This window comes from Sphingobacterium sp. GQ94 (assembly GCF_059758715.1).
This window is the reverse complement of sequence record NZ_JCAXEC010000012.1, coordinates 65,338-79,855: the sequence shown is the minus strand read 5'-3', so window position 1 is coordinate 79,855 and position 14,518 is coordinate 65,338. Positions and strand designations below refer to the sequence as shown.

Here is a 14,518-nt window from a genome sequence, read left to right as displayed (position 1 = left end):
TTGTGAAAATTTCTTCAGCGTGACCAAATCTCTGAATAGTCGTCCAGCTTTACTTTGATTTCTCTCAAGGAGGGTTCAAGTTGATCTCTAAGAACAGTAAGCGCTTCTTGCCACAATTTAGCTTCAGGCATACCCATCACACTATTAAGTTTATAAACCGCCTGGTTGAAATTGTTTCCGATATAATTCAATTCGCGCCGGAGCAGTATTAGTTCTTCCAGCACATCATCCATCGATTTATCGCGGTAAGTAAAAGTTACCGGCTTCTTAAGCAAAACAGCCCGGCTGTATTCACTCATATTTCGGAACATGGATTTAAGGTATCTTCTCTCTATTTTCTCGTATTCTTCAGGTTTTAGCCGAAGGATTAACCGCCTTGTTCTATTCGCTATCATTTTGTTTTAATTTGTTTAGTTCTTAAAAACCAGACTTCGGAGGTTTTTTTGTAAAATCAACCTGACTCTGGAAGGTTGGTCTAAAATCCCGTTTGTATGACAAACGTACATCTTGCTATTACCTTAGACGGTAATTAATCTCGTTCTCGAAGTCCTCCTTTAAGTCCATTATTAGTGCTTATGTTAATTCGATTTATATTTTGTTTTTGATTGTCAAATGAATAAGTTTTGTATGCGGATCAGGGTGAACTTTACATCTTGCCAGGTAAGACCTTTCATCAGTATCAGTCCCTGTTCTTGCGTACATGTTGCTAATGACCAGTTAGAATTTTAGGCACGGGCCTTATAATAGTTTTAGTCCAGCAACTTTTTATTAATCCTTTAAACAACCTATTATGCATTGCAAAACCTTTGTTGGTATTGATGTATCAAAGTCAACTTTTGATGCTTTCATTCATGGTACAGACCATCACAAACAGTTCCCTAATCTTGAAAGGGGATTCGAGTCCCTCTGTAAATGGATAGGGCTTTTACAGGCCGGTACTGAGCTTAAAAATGTCCATGTCAGCTTTGAACATACCGGACTTTATTCACTGCCGTTGGCCATCTATCTGGAGGATCGGCAAATCCCTTTCTCCATGATCAACGCCTTGCAGATTAAAAGATCTTCAGGGTTGGTCAGGGGCAAGAATGACAAGATCGATGCAAAACGTATTGCTGAATATGCTTACCTGCATCGTGAGAAAATGCCTCTTACCAAAATGCCATCGCGGCAGATGATGCAATTGCAGCCTCTATTAGCTTTAAGGGATCGACTCGTTCGTCAGAGGGCAGGTATGGAAGCCACCCGGCATGAACAGGCCCGCTTTCTATCTAAAACCCACGCGATGGATATGTCAGATGTTTATGACCATGTGATCGATACATTAAAAGAACAAATTCAGCGTGTTGACACTGCAATGAAGCTTATCATTGAACTCGACCCAGAGCTAAAACTAACCTTTGACCTGATCACTGGTATTAAAGGTGTTGGAAAAATAGTTGCTATTTACCTTATTGTCTATACCCATAACTTCACCCGGTTTGCTACATGGCGCAAATTTGCTTGTTATGCCGGTGTTGCTCCCTTTGAAAACCAGTCAGGTACTACGTATCTCGGCAAAACAAAAGTTAGTTCACTTGCCAATAAGCAGATCAAAAAGATGCTTCATCTGGCGGCATTGAGCGCTTCGAGGACTGATGCGGAATTACATGCATACTTTGTCAAACGTGTTCAGGGCGGGAAAAGCAAGATGGCAACATTAAACATTATACGCAATAAGATCCTGTCCAGGGTATTTGCAGTGGCCATGCGTAAAAGCCCATACGTAGACATCGCTAAGTATGCAGCATAGCTAAAGGGCTTAAAATGCTTTTTTAACGCTGCCTCGAAAATCAGCGTAGGCATTTCTTTTGCCTTATTGTTGTGGTTTTTAAAGCTATTTCCAAACATTTTAAAAATTTTTATCTTTTTGTTGGTAAAGTCTTAGAATACTGATTGCAATAAACGACGCAATCTGCCTTCCATTTATCTGCCATTTTATACTGCAGGTCTCCTCGTCCAAACGATCGTTTCATAATCATAATTTTGAATTACAAAGCAATGAATAGCGTATGATAGAATTTCACACCTAGCACACGAGTGGTGTGTTTTATTTAAGGATTAGAGATAACCACATTCATTTGTAATCAGCAAAGGTCTCACGTTCATTTTACAAGTAAAGAGCTTTCACGGCATAAATTCTCCTTCGTGCCTCAGTCCGATTTATTCCATGGTCTCTTGACAGGTTCATTCACTAAGAGATTGGAGCTTTAACAAAAGAATCTGAGGTTTTGCGTTCCTATATTAGAAGGTCAATTTGGATACAGGAAGCAATATATTCCATTTGGCCCAAATGAGCGTTTTACACAGCTCGTTACTATTGCGATTTATTTGAATCGCCTGGCATCAATTCCAAAACATTTTTATCGGAGGCAGATTTTACTTACTTTTGCAGCATGGCTGTAGCAATAACAAATAGATAACCAATCCTTTAATGCCTTCCTGGCATATTTCCGATCTCGTCGGGAATAAATTTTCTATTTTTTAAAATTTAAATATTTATTGATATGATTCAATTAGAAATGATTGAAAAAGTCCAGCTTTGGGCTCAAAAAAGCGATGCCATATCCGCGGTATTCATGTATGGATCCTTTGTCAAAAACGAAGGTGATACTTATTCAGACATAGAGTTTTACGTGTTTTTAAACCCCGATATTGAATTTGATCGTTATCGCTGGGTTAATTCAATAGAACATGTACACACTTTTTTTATCAATGAGTTTGGTTCAGAAGTCGCAATTTTTAGAAATTTAATCAGAGGAGAATTTCATTTTCTTCCGGTTAGTGAAATGAGTATATTAAAATCGTGGGCTGGTTTAGTATCTTTTGAATACTTTGAGAAAATGTCGTTGGTTGATAAGGATGGCGAGCTATCTGCCATCTTAATTAGCCTAAGCAAAGACAGCCCGAATCGTAGCTCTTCAGAATCGTTTAAATGGATCTGCAACTCGGCAATTAACGGCCTTCTGCATACAAGAAATCTTCTGTTGCGGAGTGAACTTGCACATGCCCATCAAAGCTTGTTTTACGTTCATAAATACATTCTTTGGCTCATAAGGATTGAGGTCGATTCGACTAAACACTGGGAAAGCCCAACTAAGAAAGCAGAGGAAGATCTGCCCGCATATTGGTATAAGAAATACGCCCACTGTACTGCAAGCTTAGACAGACAAAGCTTGCTGGATGCTTATCGACATTGCTTTGTGCTGACCATGGAGTTGTTCAATAAACTTCAAGCGCCTACAGATTTGGTAAGTCTTTTGGATGAAATAGGAGCCGAAATATAGTTCAATGTGATTAGTGGAATTGTACAGTATTAGATTACTGGCAATTCCATTATCCTATTTGATGTTGTCAACCACATATGAGCTCATTCTTACGATCTTATCGTCTTTAAACTGATAAATATCGCAAAAATTGCTCTCATATTCCGTGCCGTCTGCCTTCTTGTTCGTGCTTGATCCTTGCACGGAGGCCCGATCTCCTTCAATCACGATGGTGCTAAACCGGAAATTAGTGTGTTCCGGCATATCGCTTCCATCCATCTGACTGATCTCTGCCGTTCCATTAAAGGTAGTATGACCTGAAGATGAAGTGTACATTTCCCAAACGACGTCCTCTGCCAGGTAATCCATAAACGCATCCATTCTGTTCTCAGTAAAGAGGCGATTTATCTGTTCGATAAGTTCTTTTGTTGTTGCCATAATAATCATAAAACATTCGCTGAAAGAATATTGTTTGTAACCTTCACGAAAATTTTAGAATATCTACAGTCCAATTTAGGATTATCCGAACTTAAATTGAATATCTGTAAACAGAAAACATCAGAATATGGGCGCGGAGAAAACGCTGGCTTATATGACCATTAATTTATCAGTAAGTTACAATTGTCAGTTGCCGGAGAAGATATGAACTCGAAAATCCATAAAAACAATGATAAAATATAAGACCCCAAGCTCTCATTTACTAAAATTATTAGTATTTTTGCTTACTTTAAATTAGTGTGATTTATTTTATTCATTTTTTTTTGTTATGTTCATCTCCATTAACCACTTTCAAGTAGAGTTAATATTTCTGATTTTAATATTGATGGCATTATCAGGTACAGATTTTGAGACTCTAGTCAAGCCTTTTTTCAAAAAATTATTTGAAGAAATGGGTTTTTTTGTCTACGAAATTAGAAATCAATGGTCTGGCACTCAAAATGGATTTGATATTAAAATAGAATGTGAAGATGAGACTGGGACTGCACGTAATATTTTTATTGAGTGTAAGTATTATGAAAGTAAGTTAGACTGGTCTGAAATACTAAACAAGCAAATGGAACTAAGTGGTTCTAATTACAGTTGTGACTGTTTTATTGCTTTGTCTCCGAAAGTAAATTTGAGCAATATTAATGATAACCTTCAAGTAGCATTCGAAAACTTTTCCAAACACCCTGCTGAATTTTGGACACCAGATAATGAAGTAGAAGAGATGTTTTCAATAGACCAAGATCTTTACAAGAACATTTATGGCAAACCATGTTCTCTGAATATTTCAAGGGAAGAACAGATTACAAAAGTTAAAAGAAAAATCAATCTGTTATTAAAGAAAAAGGATGCTCTTAAATTTGCAAACATAATTCGGATTGAGGAAACAAATAAGGAACCAAATGAAAATGGCAATTACAAAACAAATCTGGACAAAAAACTTGATGCAATACTGGAAGCCAATCATGAGGACAGGATACGGTATCATCAATTGCGATGCGATTATAAAATATATCTTGAAGAGCTTCAAGACATAAATAATATCTTAAGAACTAACATAACGAATTGGCAAGATGACCTTCGGCTGAAAGCCAAGAGGTTAACGGGGAAATTCAATATTGATAATACATACACAGCTGAAAAATTTTTTCATGATTTTTTTGATGCTGCTGAAGATTCCTTGAACAAGTTTTATAGTGCACATGAGTTAAATGGAGATACAGAAAAACTATTGCATGGGGTTGTTTTCGAATTAGCGGCTGAATGTCCTTTAGATTGGAGGAAACTTGATGCTAGATAACATTGATACCCTTATAAACCATATTCAAAGTAAGGGATTAACGCTGGACGTAAATTTGGAACGACCAATTTATGTCCAGCCAGAAGATAGAATCAGCTATCGGTCATTTAGAATTCTCATCATAATCGGGATGTTGGATGCTCAAACAGGTTTAAGTAAAGAGGTTGTTGCAAGTTTAGATTTTTTGTTAAGAAATAAAGGTTATCAAAAAGATTTCGTTCTTCAATATTTCAGAGGAAAGCAATATATAATCAAAAAAGTAGCTCAGTTCAATATTAACTATGTTGTGGAAAATGATAGAAACATTGTGCAATATAAAAGTGTTCCTTGGGATTTACGCTTTAATGATATGTTCATGTTTCTACATGTACGGGGGCTTGTAGAATTTCTGGGCAATAAGCCGACATTAAGAGTTAGGCTTTCTGAAAAAGGCAAAGAAGTTTTTGAAGAAATAAAAGATGTCTTCCCAGAGGAGTTAAATTTTTTAGAGCTGTTCGGCAAAAGACTAAGTGAAGAGAAGACGATTAAGATAATAACAGAAGTTATACCTAATTCATACTGGAGGGACAATGAGAAATTTAGTAATAAATAGAATTCAGTATAATATTAAAACCACCATAGGTAATGTATATGGGGCAGATATACCTTTTCAGACGGGGTTGAATGTTATTTATGGGCCTAATTCTCTTGGGAAAACAAGTATCATAACTGGAATCATTTATGCTCTTGGCGCTGAAAAAGGGCTTGGCATTTTTAAAGCGGATCAAAATCCCTTTAAGCCTGAATTTTATGACAGGATAAATGGGGAAAATATTAAGACATCGTATGTCCTACTGGAAATTTCCAATGGTATCGATACATGTTGTATTGCTAGGGGTATAAAAAGCAAAACAAATACCGTTGCAATAAAGAAATGTGCAATTGATGATGTAGAAAATACTAAAGAAACAAAATACTTGGTCGCTTCAGGAGAGGGTGTTTTCGCAGAGGATGGTCTTCAGCTTTTCCTCTTTAATTTTTTAGATATACCAATCGTAGAGGTGCCGACATATGAAAGTAAGTTATCGAAACTATATCTCGAAAACCTCGTGCCACTTTTCTTCGTGGAGCAACGTGCAGGTTGGTCACAAATTCAGGCAAGGCAGGTAACTAGGTATGGAATTCGCGAAATTAAGAAAGTTGCATTTGAATTTATTATGGGACTTGATAGGTTTCAAATGCATCTAATAGAAATAAAACGTAGAGAAATTCAAGAAGAAGTAAGAAGAAAAAAAACAATTTACGAAGATGCGGTTGAGGAACTTTTAGTTGCTGCAAATGCTAAAGTATTAGCTGATGCATTGATAGTCGAAAGGGAAGGCATAGGAAAAATAAGTGTTTTTGAAATTGTTACATATTTGACTAATAAGTACAATACAGAAATCGAAAGGCTTGATAAACTAGAAGGCTCGGATACAGATGTTAAAAATGACAATCACCTAATAAGAGAGAACCTCAAAAAGGCAGAATTTTTCCAAAGGAAGACATCCGATAGAATAAATAAGCTTGTCTTGGAAATAAATGGATATGTTAGTTACATTGAAAGGATACAACAAAATAAGTTTAAGAATAAGCAACTCAAAAAAATAGAAGGTCTTTCTCTAGAACTTAACATCACATACTGTCCAATATGCGAAACTCCTCTTAACCGAGAACATGAGGGTGAGTGCATATTATGCCATCACGATATTAAACGAAAGATATCGACACCTGAGCAGAATTTGGAGTTTCTTGAGGATGAGGAAAAATCATTTAGGGATGTGTTAGAAAGTAAACAGTTGGAGCTAAGAAAGCAAAGAGTTATACACAGTGAAAATAAAGAAAAAATAGTCTCTTTAGAACAAACTTTGGAACATCAAATTAGTACTTTCATTGGTGGAAATGCAAACTCTCTCAGGGCTAAGGTTCAGGAATTGGATTTACTTAATCAGGAAATAAAAAAGTTCACTTGGATAGCAAAGAAATGGAAAGAACTTGACGCTTCACGACTGGTTTTGAAGAATTTAAATATTGAAAATGCAAAGTTGGCGGAGCAGGTAAAAGGGTTTTTAAGATCACCGCATGACGTAGATATTTTAAATTCAATTAAAACATTTTTTCAAAAAAATGTTAAATCTCTCAACCTATTTAAAGGCAAAGAAGAATTGATTAGTAAGATAAAGATTGATGAATTAGATTACTCGCCCTTTCTGGAGGAATATGATATTTTCAATATTATTAGTTCGAGCGATAATGTTCGGATAATGCTCAGTTATTATTTGTCTCTGTTACAAACCTCATTATTGAAAAATGACGATATTGATATTAAATTCCCTAACCTACTGATATTTGATGAACCTAAGCAACAAAATCTCGATAATGACTCACTAATAGAATTTGTAAAAGTGATTGAAAGCTTATCGTCTAATTCTTTTCAGATAATTCTAACAACCTATCTGCATCAGCCTGGAAAGGATACAGTTTTTAAAGATTATATAAGGTATGAGATGTTGAACACGACGGACTATTTGCTTAAAAAAATTGGATAGTTTTATTTTTTGCTGTAAATGGCCATTTCAGAGTTAACATAGAGAGAACCTTAAAAGATTGGTTCGGTCATTTAAAACTTTGTTACTATTGTAAAGTCCTTATAATTTCCCCAAATTGTTAATTTTGAAATTATTTTCCTAATAGCCTTAGGAGAGGGGAGCTTTAACAAAAGAATGGGATGGTGTGTGGTGGTTGGAAAGTTGTAGATTTCAAACAAGACAAACGAATGATTTCCGATTATCTTGTTATTTTCTACATTTGAGTATGGAAATTTCCAGGATGATAGGTGACCATGCGGATCGACCCTTACCCCATCAATTATTGATATCATGGTTAAAGTGTTATAAGCGTCCTAACGATAAAATTTTAGAACTGAAAGCGCAGGGCATCTTAGAACCGTTAAAAAAAGGCTTATACATTGCCGGGCCTTTGGTGACTGATAAGAAACCTGATGTTCTGCTGGTTACGAACCACTTATTAGGGCCGAGTTATGTCTCGCTTGAAACGGCTTTGTCTTATTATGGGTTGATACCGGAACGGGTATATGAAATATCATCCATGACTACAAAGGCATCCCGCTCTTTTAACACGGTACTGGGCCTGTTCACATATACGCGCCTTCCATTGCCCTATTATTCCTTTGGTTTAAAGATGCTTCACCTTCCTTCGAATCGGTATGCTATAGTGGCATCACCTGAAAAAGCACTATGCGATAAAATAATAACCACATCGGGTCTGAGATTAAGAAGCATCCGGAGTGCTTATGATTATCTCGTTGAAAATATGCGGATCGATGAATCAGCATTAAAAGAATTGGACACGAATATGATACACGGGTGGCTTCCGGATGCACCGAAAAGAGAAAGTTTATTGATGATGGTTAAAATGATTGAGCGATTATGATAAAGAAACTGTCCTCTCAATTACCCAAGCATTTTCCAAGGCAATACCTGTACATTGCTTCGAACTAAAGATTGATCGCCACCATAAACCAGGTGCGACCGAACAGAGTGTGGCTTCACTAATTCGGTGAAATGTTGCAGATTTTTGAATAGCGCGCCGCTTAATGTCTGGGTGGATTTGACCTCATATACATCAAATACATTTGCAGTTTTTAGCAACAGGTCAATTTCTAACCCATTGTGATCTTGCCAAAAATAATAATGGAGATGCTGGTATCGATTCTCGTTAAACTTTTGGAAATTGGCGATCACGAAATTCTCAAAGATGTTACCCTTGAGTCTATTTACGGCCAATTCTTCTGGTTCTCGAATTTGCAATAAATGGGTCAATAGACCAACATCATAAAAATACAGTTTCGGCGTTTTTACCAAGCGCTTATTGAAGTTATCATGATAGGGATAGAGTAAGAAAACAAGATAACTACTTTCTAAAACAGACAACCAGGCCTTTGCAGTAGGTTGAGAAATATTGCAATCATTAGCCAGTGCGGTCAAATTCAAAAGTTGACCTGCCCTTGCTGCACACAAGCCCAGGAACGTTCGGAAACTATTCATATCACGGATATTGATTAGCTCTGTCACATCCTTCTCAATGTATGTACGAATGTAGTTAGCATAAAAATCCGTTGGATCTAAGCCTCTATGATAAACAGCGGGGTATCCTCCCTGAATACAGGTATCTAAATAATTAGCAGGTAACTTTTTAGCTTGGTCTAGTTCTTGGGTGTCCAAAGGTAGAAGTCGGAAGAGCGCAACGCGCCCAGCCAATGACTGAGTAATGTGCTTAAGTAGATGAAAGTTTTGAGATCCTGAAAGGATGTATTGCCCCATTTGCCCAGACTTATCTACCGCCGTTTGAAGATAGGAAAATAATTCAGGTACTCGTTGAACTTCATCCAATATGGTGTTGTTCGGATATTGTTGAAGAAAGCCGTTTGGATCTTCCTGGGCAAAAGATCGATGATCGGGGTTTTCAAGAGACACATACTCATAATCGGGAAACAGCGTTTTAAGCAAGGTGGTTTTTCCAGATTGTCGGGGACCCGTTACTGCCAGTATCGGGTATTGTTTAATCCGTTTCCTTATCTCCTTAGCCATCGTTCTCTCTATCCATTCAGACATAAGCAATCTATTTAGTTTCAAACAAATATAGGTAAACTTTGGAATATCTGCGGTTAAATTTTGGATTATCTGAATATAAATTTTGGATTATCTGAGATTTAATTTTGGGATATCTTTAAAAAAATAGGAGCTTAAGTAAATTACTTACATGGAAAGGGAAGAGTTAATCTCGTTTCTGAAAAAGAATTGGGTCGACTATAACGAACATTTTCCTCTAACGGCGAACGACCGTCGATTGGAAACACCTTATCAACTGTTTCTCAATATCTGAGTTAATTCGACGGTTTCCTTGACTATGTCAAATAACTCATCAGATGAATTAGAACCGTCGATTTGACTTTTTAACTCTTTGATAACTGATCAGTCCTGATCTGGAATCTTCTTATTGGATAGATACTTATCCATCGCTTTATGCATGTGCTTTTTTAGGTTGTCTGCTATCTTTTGAGTTGACCCTAAATGTTTGACGTTGGACTGTCCATTTTCGGAATCAACTAGGTTTGTGAAAGTAGTTCCGTCTGCGCCGGGTTTACTTCTATTGGTATCGTTAAACGCTCTTCCGAAAAACGTTTCGTATTTCGAACCCATTCTGTAGGTATCTATCTCTCCCATAATATTATTTGTTTAAGGTTTTTCTATCTCGCTAATGTAAAGATATTAAAACATTGAGCATTAGATAATTATTATGATGCTTTCTCGAACATTTAAGGGAGTGTGCAAGTTGTTCTGATGTCATTCAAGCCCCAACTATGCTCACTTTTCTTCGGAACACAAATTCTTAAACTGTCTAGTTGCTGAGTTTTTCTGGCTTTTTGCATGAATTTTAAATGAAAAAAGCATCAGATAAAATGTTTCGCTACCTTTGTGTTGGAGGTAATATGAGCAAGCTGGAAGAATTAAAAAAGCGACTTAAAAGAGGGCAGGTTTATCGTCGCGACGATTTATCAAAGTGGACGAAGTCCGTTGATAGGCATCTGGATGCCTTGGTTGAGGAAGATACGCTTCAAAAGCTTTCTCAAGGTTTATATTATTATCCTAAAATAAGCACCTTTGGTAAAACTCCACCAGAAGAGGAGGTGTTGATACGAAGCTTCCTTAAAGACGATAGGTTCCTTCTTACTTCTCCGAGCAGTTATAACAGCTTAGGGGTCGGCACTACGCAGCTTTATAGCGAAAGGGTCGTATACAATCATAAACGACATGGGGAGTTCAAATTTGGTAACCGGAAGTTTTTGTTTCGTATAAAACCTCACTTCCCAAGTAAATTATCACCGGAATTTCTGCTTGTTGATCTAGTGAACAATCTTGAAACACTTGCTGAAGACCCGAATGAAGTATTGAATAACGTAACGCGTAAAGTTCGTACAATGGATACTAAAAAGCTGAAACGTTATGTTTTTCAGTATGGTAATGTAAGAGCAAAAAAAATACTTTCTCCGATGTTGAATGACTGCAATTAAGGTGCAACTCATTGCTATGTAAGGCCTGCGTTTTGTCGTTTTGAGTCAGGATAAAGGATATTTTCGATTATCTTATATATAATTTCACCCCAGTTTCTTTCTCAACGCTGCCATATCTTCACTGATCTTCTTTTCCAATACCTTGGCATAGATCTGCGTGGTGGCAATTTTGGTATGCCCCAGCATTTTGCTCACTGTTTCGATCGGAACGCCATTGGAAAGGGTTACGGTGGTTGCGAAGGTATGCCTTGCCAGGTGGAAGGTTATGTTTTTCTTTATGCCGCAAATCTCAGCAATTTCCTTTAGGTAAGCGTTTACCTTCTGGTTGGAGATTACGGGAAAGACGGTGCCGGTGACTGCTGCCCGGAGATTGTGTTTGTACTTTTTTAATATTTCGATGGCTTTGGGTAAGAGTGGGGTAGTCACGGGGGTATCAGTTTTCTGCCTGCAGGTGCGTATCCACACTTCGCCGTCGGATGCTTCTACAATGTTATCATGCGTGAGGTTGATCACATCCACATAGGTAAGCCCGGTATAACAGCAGAACACAAACAAGTCCCGGATCATATCGATCCGCGCAATTTCAAAAACTTTACTTTCCAGCATAGCCAGTTCGGTGTCGGACAAATGTTCTCGGTTAACCTTTTCGATTCTGAGTTTATAATTCATAAAAGGGTCTTTGCTGATCCATTCCAAACGCATGGCCAGGTGCACCATTTTCTTTAGACGGATGATGTGTTTCATGACACCGTTGTTGTTCATGGGCTTTTGATGGTCGAGGGGTTTATGGTTCCGCAGGAAGGTCTCAAAATCAAAAATGAATTTATAGTCGATATCGGTGAGAAAGAAATCGGCCGCGCGGAATTTCTTCTGGATAAACTTTATCAGGTAGCGCTGGGTAACGTAATAATGTTTGAGGGTGCTCCATTTTAAGGTGCTTGAAGCGGTTTCATTGTGGTATTCAAAAAGGCTGCTCAGGGTCTGCGCTTCTTCGATATTGCCAAAGAAATGATCTTTTACCGATTGGGCTGTGACTCGTTTTCCGCTTAACATCAACTGTTGATAAATACCGCCTAAAGTCAGCCGCACATCTTGCAGGTATTTGTTGATCTGTTTAAACTCCTCGCGTGTTCCTTTGAGTGCTCCTTTTGCATTATCCCAGTAGTTGATATCAACAAACTGCTTTAGTGCAATATAGCAGCGTTTTTTATTAACGGTGATGCAGGCGTAAACCGGTGCATTTCCTTCTTTTTCCTTGTCTGCTCTGATGGTAAAATGGACGCCAAATGATTGTGATGTTTTCATAAAAATACTCTTTAATCTCCAAAAACTTGATTTAACCCGTTTTAAGGCTATTTTAGGTAACACAGATTGTCTGTTTTTATGCCAATTATAAACCTAAAAACCGCTCTTTTTGCAAAATTTTTAGGCTTCATTTGGCTGATAGACAGTGCGTTGTAGCGTTTCGTGTTACCTAAGTTAAACATTTAAAATAGGTAGTCGGATAGGTAACGAGAATGAAGGATTCTTATGGATTAATATGAACTACTTAAAAGTAGAAAACCCTGTAAATCAGACTATTTACAGGGTTTCGAACTAGCGTGAACTAGTATTTTGTGCGCCCACCTGGGCTCGAACCAGGGACCAAAAGATTATGAGTCTTCTACTCTAACCAACTGAGCTATAGGCGCAAGTAATTTTGTCAATTAATTTCAGTGATTAAACTGCTTTTGACGATGCAATTATCGATATTTGTAATGAGAAAACAAAATTTTTGTATGCAAAAAATTAAAAATATTATTTTGGATTATGGGAATGTTATCTTTATGATAGACTTCGCAAAAGTTCATCAAGCCTTTATAAACTTGGGTATCAAAAATGTAGATGATTTTTTTGGACATAAAGGTCAAGATTCACTATTTGATTCTTTTGATAGGGGAGAAATCACTATTTCTGAGTTTCGTAATGGTGTTCGCCAAAAAGCAGGTCAATTTACCCTAACGGATGAACAAATTGATAATGCCTGGAATGCTTTGTTAATTGGGGTTCCAGAAGGAAAACATAAAATTTTGGAATTCTTAAATCAACACTACCGGACATTTCTATTAAGTAACAACAATGAACTTCATTATGCATATTGTATGAATCATTTACTGCAGAAGTACGGCATACCAAATAATGATCAGTTTTTTGAGAAAACCTATTATTCACATTTGGAAGGATTAAGAAAACCGGGAGTTGAAATTTTTCAAAAAGTATTAAGAGAAAATAATCTAATTGCGCAAGAAACTTTGTTTATTGATGATAGTCCACAACATCTGGAAACAGCTAAAAGACTAGGTATGCAAACTGCATTATGCACCCAAGAGAGGCCTTTGGAGGTAATAATCCGAGATTATAATTTAATTACTGATAATATGGATAATTCCTAAATTTAATTGTCAAATATTCCTTGCGGAATTGTTGTTATTTGTTTACCTTCGCAGACCAAGAATTTCACAACGAGAGGAGGTATATAAAAAGCTATGATTATTGTAAATGTAAAAGAAGGAGAATCTCTAGATAGAGCGTTAAAACGTTTCAAAAAGAAATTTGAGAAAACTGGTGTATTAAGAGAATTGCGTTCACGTCAAGCTTACGAGAAAAAATCTATTACTCGTCGTACCCAAGTTAAGAAAGCAATCTATAAACAAAACTTACAGCAAGATAACGCGTAATGAATTTGTTTTCATAATATTTGCGAGAAGAAGGTATCTAAGATACCTTCTTTTTTTATGAATAAATTTCATACATAGCACAACCCCATTCCTCAACTCCTTCATTATAAATTGATTATACATTTCTTGTATTATTCATTCTCATTATACTTTTAAATATATTTTTATTCTTGTAAAATATTATCTACTTTGGCTCTGACTTTAGGGGTGTCTGTATTATAAACAGACTGAGAATTTACCCTTTGAACCTGATCCGGATCATACTGGCGTAGGGAAAAGTAAAATGTCTTCAGAGTGCATATTCTGCACAATTGCGGCCATTCCTAAAGTTTTTTTAAAAAAAAACTAAATCGGAATGGAGCTTACAATCAATCACCAAACACATTTTTACGAGAACCCTCCAAAAACTTTGGCAGGTCTCATGCAATTAGAATTTTCCGAAAGGAAAAAAGGAATAGCTGTGGCTATAAATAATGAAATTATTCCCCAATCCTCTTGGGAGGTTACCGAATTATCGGAAAAAGACTCTATTCTCGTCATTACTGCCACACAAGGCGGTTAGAAATGCATTCAAATATTCGACTATCAATCTTGAACTAAA

15 protein-coding genes, 1 tRNA gene and 1 riboswitch are annotated in these 14,518 nt (G+C 36.8%); of the genes, 10 read left to right on the top strand and 6 right to left on the bottom strand.

The genetic code is table 11. The annotated features are described in order from the left end of the window. Nucleotides 1–14 precede the first annotated feature (14 nt). Nucleotides 15–395 (bottom strand): plasmid mobilization protein, encoded by a 381-nt coding sequence (locus AC6CHH_RS11880; protein ID WP_498283095.1) that lies wholly within the window; start codon nt 393–395, stop codon nt 15–17. Between the two features lie 395 nt (nt 396–790). Between AC6CHH_RS11880 and AC6CHH_RS11875 the strand changes: the two genes are divergently transcribed. Both AC6CHH_RS11875 and AC6CHH_RS11870 read left to right on the top strand, forming a co-directional pair. After that, nucleotides 791–1,789 (top strand): IS110 family RNA-guided transposase, encoded by a 999-nt coding sequence (locus tag AC6CHH_RS11875; RefSeq protein ID WP_498283093.1) that lies wholly within the window; start codon nt 791–793, stop codon nt 1,787–1,789. Nucleotides 1,790–2,543: 754 nt separating this feature from the next. Continuing rightward, nucleotides 2,544–3,323, top strand: coding sequence for an aminoglycoside 6-adenylyltransferase (locus AC6CHH_RS11870; RefSeq protein ID WP_498283091.1), 780 nt, complete (start codon nt 2,544–2,546; stop codon nt 3,321–3,323). A gap of 54 nt (nt 3,324–3,377) precedes the next feature. On the opposite strand, the gene AC6CHH_RS11865 is transcribed toward AC6CHH_RS11870, so the two are convergent. Then, nucleotides 3,378–3,740: a nuclear transport factor 2 family protein gene (locus tag AC6CHH_RS11865; protein WP_498283089.1), complete on the bottom strand. Its 363-nt coding sequence runs from the start codon at nt 3,738–3,740 to the stop codon at nt 3,378–3,380. Nucleotides 3,741–4,125: 385 nt separating this feature from the next. On the opposite strand from AC6CHH_RS11865, the gene AC6CHH_RS11860 reads away from it, so the two are divergent. The 4 genes from AC6CHH_RS11860 (at nt 4,126) to AC6CHH_RS11845 (ending at nt 8,559) form a co-directional block, all read left to right on the top strand. After that, a complete protein-coding gene (locus AC6CHH_RS11860; RefSeq protein ID WP_498283087.1) occupies nt 4,126–5,088 on the top strand; it encodes a hypothetical protein in 963 nt (320 codons plus the stop codon). Next, nucleotides 5,078–5,680 (top strand): hypothetical protein, encoded by a 603-nt coding sequence (locus AC6CHH_RS11855; protein WP_498283085.1) that lies wholly within the window; start codon nt 5,078–5,080, stop codon nt 5,678–5,680. Before AC6CHH_RS11860 ends, AC6CHH_RS11855 begins: the two co-directional genes overlap by 11 nt. After that, a complete protein-coding gene (locus AC6CHH_RS11850) occupies nt 5,658–7,655 on the top strand; it encodes an ATP-binding protein (protein ID WP_498283083.1) in 1,998 nt (665 codons plus the stop codon). Before AC6CHH_RS11855 ends, AC6CHH_RS11850 begins: the two co-directional genes overlap by 23 nt. Nucleotides 7,656–7,920: 265 nt before the next feature. Next, nucleotides 7,921–8,559, top strand: coding sequence for a type IV toxin-antitoxin system AbiEi family antitoxin domain-containing protein (locus AC6CHH_RS11845; RefSeq protein WP_498283081.1), 639 nt, complete (start codon nt 7,921–7,923; stop codon nt 8,557–8,559). Nucleotides 8,560–8,579: 20 nt separating this feature from the next. On the opposite strand, the gene AC6CHH_RS11840 is transcribed toward AC6CHH_RS11845, so the two are convergent. Both AC6CHH_RS11840 and AC6CHH_RS11835 read right to left on the bottom strand, forming a co-directional pair. Further along, a complete protein-coding gene (locus AC6CHH_RS11840; protein ID WP_498283079.1) occupies nt 8,580–9,740 on the bottom strand; it encodes an ATP-binding protein in 1,161 nt (386 codons plus the stop codon). 360 nt (nt 9,741–10,100) lie between these two features. Continuing rightward, complete coding sequence (locus tag AC6CHH_RS11835; protein ID WP_498283077.1) at nt 10,101–10,352, bottom strand: hypothetical protein; 252 nt, start codon at nt 10,350–10,352, stop codon at nt 10,101–10,103. A gap of 215 nt (nt 10,353–10,567) precedes the next feature. On the opposite strand from AC6CHH_RS11835, the gene AC6CHH_RS11830 reads away from it, so the two are divergent. Beyond that, nucleotides 10,568–11,200 carry a DUF6088 family protein gene (locus tag AC6CHH_RS11830; protein WP_498283075.1) on the top strand — a complete coding sequence of 211 codons (633 nt, stop codon included), beginning with the start codon at nt 10,568–10,570 and terminating at the stop codon, nt 11,198–11,200. An 84-nt stretch (nt 11,201–11,284) separates the two neighbouring features. Here the strand turns inward: AC6CHH_RS11830 and AC6CHH_RS11825 are convergent, their stop codons facing one another. Both AC6CHH_RS11825 and AC6CHH_RS11820 read right to left on the bottom strand, forming a co-directional pair. Beyond that, on the bottom strand, nt 11,285–12,505 hold the full coding sequence (locus tag AC6CHH_RS11825) for a phage integrase SAM-like domain-containing protein (RefSeq protein WP_498283073.1): 1,221 nt from the start codon (nt 12,503–12,505) through the stop codon (nt 11,285–11,287). 312 nt (nt 12,506–12,817) lie between these two features. Next, nucleotides 12,818–12,891: transfer RNA gene (locus AC6CHH_RS11820), tRNA-Ile, on the bottom strand. A gap of 87 nt (nt 12,892–12,978) precedes the next feature. Between AC6CHH_RS11820 and AC6CHH_RS11815 the strand changes: the two genes are divergently transcribed. The 3 genes from AC6CHH_RS11815 to thiS all read left to right on the top strand — a co-directional run bounded on the left by AC6CHH_RS11815 (nt 12,979) and on the right by thiS (nt 14,479). Then, nucleotides 12,979–13,632 (top strand): HAD family hydrolase, encoded by a 654-nt coding sequence (locus tag AC6CHH_RS11815; protein WP_498283071.1) that lies wholly within the window; start codon nt 12,979–12,981, stop codon nt 13,630–13,632. A gap of 93 nt (nt 13,633–13,725) precedes the next feature. After that, entirely contained in the window at nt 13,726–13,917 is a 192-nt protein-coding gene (gene rpsU / locus AC6CHH_RS11810) for a 30S ribosomal protein S21 (RefSeq protein WP_498283069.1), read from the top strand. Nucleotides 13,918–14,110: 193 nt separating this feature from the next. After that, nucleotides 14,111–14,209: riboswitch (TPP riboswitch) on the top strand. Nucleotides 14,210–14,272: 63 nt separating this feature from the next. Further along, on the top strand, nt 14,273–14,479 hold the full coding sequence (gene thiS / locus AC6CHH_RS11805) for a sulfur carrier protein ThiS (RefSeq protein ID WP_498283067.1): 207 nt from the start codon (nt 14,273–14,275) through the stop codon (nt 14,477–14,479). The last annotated feature ends 39 nt before the right edge of the window (nt 14,480–14,518 follow it).

Coding starts and splice junctions, on each gene's coding strand:
- AC6CHH_RS11870 (WP_498283091.1), top strand. CDS start 2,544: ATGATTCAATTAGAAATGATTGAAAAAGTCCAGCTTTGGGCTCAAAAA.
- AC6CHH_RS11825 (WP_498283073.1), bottom strand. CDS start 12,505: ATGAAAACATCACAATCATTTGGCGTCCATTTTACCATCAGAGCAGAC.
- AC6CHH_RS11855 (WP_498283085.1), top strand. CDS start 5,078: ATGCTAGATAACATTGATACCCTTATAAACCATATTCAAAGTAAGGGA.
- rpsU (WP_498283069.1), top strand. CDS start 13,726: ATGATTATTGTAAATGTAAAAGAAGGAGAATCTCTAGATAGAGCGTTA.
- AC6CHH_RS11865 (WP_498283089.1), bottom strand. CDS start 3,740: ATGGCAACAACAAAAGAACTTATCGAACAGATAAATCGCCTCTTTACT.
- AC6CHH_RS11840 (WP_498283079.1), bottom strand. CDS start 9,740: ATGTCTGAATGGATAGAGAGAACGATGGCTAAGGAGATAAGGAAACGG.
- AC6CHH_RS11880 (WP_498283095.1), bottom strand. CDS start 395: ATGATAGCGAATAGAACAAGGCGGTTAATCCTTCGGCTAAAACCTGAA.
- AC6CHH_RS11835 (WP_498283077.1), bottom strand. CDS start 10,352: ATGGGAGAGATAGATACCTACAGAATGGGTTCGAAATACGAAACGTTT.
- AC6CHH_RS11830 (WP_498283075.1), top strand. CDS start 10,568: ATGAAAAAAGCATCAGATAAAATGTTTCGCTACCTTTGTGTTGGAGGT.
- thiS (WP_498283067.1), top strand. CDS start 14,273: ATGGAGCTTACAATCAATCACCAAACACATTTTTACGAGAACCCTCCA.
- AC6CHH_RS11850 (WP_498283083.1), top strand. CDS start 5,658: ATGAGAAATTTAGTAATAAATAGAATTCAGTATAATATTAAAACCACC.
- AC6CHH_RS11860 (WP_498283087.1), top strand. CDS start 4,126: ATGGCATTATCAGGTACAGATTTTGAGACTCTAGTCAAGCCTTTTTTC.
- AC6CHH_RS11875 (WP_498283093.1), top strand. CDS start 791: ATGCATTGCAAAACCTTTGTTGGTATTGATGTATCAAAGTCAACTTTT.
- AC6CHH_RS11845 (WP_498283081.1), top strand. CDS start 7,921: ATGGAAATTTCCAGGATGATAGGTGACCATGCGGATCGACCCTTACCC.
- AC6CHH_RS11815 (WP_498283071.1), top strand. CDS start 12,979: ATGCAAAAAATTAAAAATATTATTTTGGATTATGGGAATGTTATCTTT.